Origin of the sequence: Streptomyces sp. FH025 (genome assembly GCF_017427025.1) — a bacterium.
In the GTDB taxonomy this organism is placed as follows: domain Bacteria; phylum Actinomycetota; class Actinomycetes; order Streptomycetales; family Streptomycetaceae; genus Kitasatospora.
This window is the reverse complement of record NZ_JAFLNG010000918.1, coordinates 1-2,508: the sequence shown is the minus strand read 5'-3', so window position 1 is coordinate 2,508 and position 2,508 is coordinate 1. Positions and strand designations below refer to the sequence as shown.

General features: G+C 78.8%; 1 protein-coding gene. It reads right to left on the bottom strand.

Annotated features, from left to right (window positions below):
- Positions 1-2,508 (bottom strand): DUF6493 family protein (locus J0670_RS35650; protein ID WP_207816756.1); only part of this gene is annotated, 2,508 nt, incomplete at both ends.

Genomic DNA, 2,508 nt, shown 5'->3' with positions numbered 1-2,508 from the left:
TCGCCCCCAGCAACCCGGGCAGCGCCGCACCGAGCACCGACCACGCCGTCCGGTACGCACCGGTCCGCGCCACCGGACCGAGCGCCGCCGCCAGCCGGGCCGGCTTGACGGTGCCCCGCGCCACCAGCTCGCCGAGTTCCCGCCCGAGCAGCGCCCCGTCCAGCTCCCCGCGCGCGGCGAGCACCAGCAGGGCGTCGACGGCCCCGGTGCGGTCCTCGGCGTGCCGGGCGCCCAGCCCGTACGCCAGCGCCAGGTGCAGGGCGAGCCCGGCCGGGCCGCCGGACTCAGCGAGGAGCGGCAGGAACCGGCCCGCGCCGCGCTCGTCCCGGTCGGCGCCCAGCGCGAAGTGGTCCAGCCAGCGGGCGGCCAGCTCCTCCCGGTGCCAGGGCAGCATCGCGGTCCAGTGCGTGATCGGCCGCCAGGCCCAGTCGTGCACCGTGCGGGCGCGGGACACACTGGGCTCGGTCGGCTCCAGCAGCGCCCGGAACTCGCGGTCGAGCCGCTCGCCGTCCGGACCCTTGGGCCCGGCGCCGATGCCGGGCTGGGCGACGACGATCCGCTGCACGTCCTCCCACCAGCGTTCCGCGTAGTGGCGGCCGCGCTTGGAGCCCCGGCCGGGCGCGAACAGTACCCGCTCGGACGGCTGCCCGGGCAGGCCGCCGGTGCGCAGCCAGTGCGCCAGCCACCGCCCGGCCGGCGAGGTGAGCGCCTCGGCGGCCCGCAGCACCTCCGGGTCGGTGCCGGGCCCGACCCGCAGCAGGGCCGCGCACAGGTCGGCCCGGCCCGGCACGACCCCGGCCGCCTCGTACCCCGCGAGGCGCTCGACCAGCACCTCCGCCGCGAGCGCGCCGGTGGCGTGGGTCGGGGTGGCGAGCAGGTACGGCGGCCGGCCGGCGACCACCTGCCAGGCGGCCTCCTCCAGCCGGGCCGCGAGTACGTCGCCGTGGACGGTGGTCTGCGGGCCGCGCAGCGGGGAGCGGCCCTTGCCGCCGAGGAAGTCCCAGAGCCGGCGCGGCGGCGTCTCGCCCGCCACCGCGGCCACCACGTAGAGGATGTCCCGGGGCAGGGTGTCCGCCCACCGGATGGTGCCGTTCCACGGGTGCGTCCGTCGGACCGGCTCCAGCGCCCCGACCAGCGCCCGCCGGTCCAGGTGGGCCTGCCGGACCAGCCCGTCCAGCACCCGTTCGAAGGCCGCGACGTCCCCCTCCCGGCCTGTCAGCAGGGCGGAGAGCTCCTCGGCCAGTTCGGCCGCCGAGCCGATCGGCGCCCCGAGCGGGCGCGGTTCGGGGGCGGGCGGCAGGAGTTCGTCCTCCTCGGCCGCCGGCAGGTCGCCGCCGACCGGCGCGCCGAACAGCTCGCCGGCCCTCGGGTGGTGGACGGGGTTCAGCGTCTCGGCGGCGGCGTGCAGCTCGGGCAGCACCGCCTCCCCCGCCGCCCGGAGGTGGCGGGCCACCACGTTGAGGGCCCGCTCCTGGACGCCCTGGTCGGCGTGCCCGAAGGCCCCGGCCGCCGCGAGCACCACCGGGCCGGAGCGGTCCGGCGCGCGCCGGGCGGCCTTCTCCAGCCAGCCCAGTTGGGCGCGGACGAGCTTCTTCTCGGTCCGGAACAGCACCACCGCCGAGGCCTCGACGAGCACCTCGGGCTCGACCAGTCCGGCCTCGTCCAGCTTCGCGAGCTCCCCCTGGGCGTGCCCGGCGACGGTCGACGGGCCGTCCAGCAGCGCCACCAGGTCGCGGACCCGGGCCGCGTACTCCTCGGGCGTCGGGTCGAGCGCCCGCAGCACGTCCAGGAAGGCCCGCTGGTCGGCCGGTTTGCCGCCGCGCAGCAGCCGGGCCAGGGAGCGGTCGATCAGGTCGGCCCGGTCCAGGACGCCGGTCGCGGCCAGCTCGGCGATCGCCTCCGTCCAGACGTCCCCCGGCCGGGGGCTGAGCCGTCGGGCCAGCGAGCCGCCGACGTCGGCCAGGTCGAACACGCGGGGCGCCAGCTCAGGGGTGAGCCGGTCGGCCCGCAGCTGTTCGGCGAGCGTGGGGCGCGGGCCGCCGACGTCGAGCGTGCCCTGCAACCAGCCGCGGACGAAGGGCTCGCTCACCGGCACCGCGCAGCCGGTGCGCCGGACGACGGCCTCGGCGAGCGGGTGCATCGACCAGCCCCAGGCCCGCGCGGGCCGCTCCGCGAGCCGCCGCGCCACCTCGATCCGCCACTCCCGCGGCTGCGCCTCGACCACCTCGTGCAGCACCGGGTGGCGCGCCCAGTCGCGGACGTTGAGGTCGTCGGCACCGAGCCAGCGCGCGGCGGCGGCCGGGCCGAAGTGGCAGCCGGCCCCGGCGACCAGCAGCGCGCCCCTGACGTCGGCCAGGGTCACCGACCAGTCCCCGCGCAGTTCCTTGCGCAGTTCCTTGAGCGCGGGCAGGCAGGCCCGCCGCCGCGTCCGGTCCAGGCCGGCCAGCAGCTCCGGTATCCGCGCCAGCAGCCCGGCCCGGACGGCCGCCAGCAGCTCCTCCACCCCGC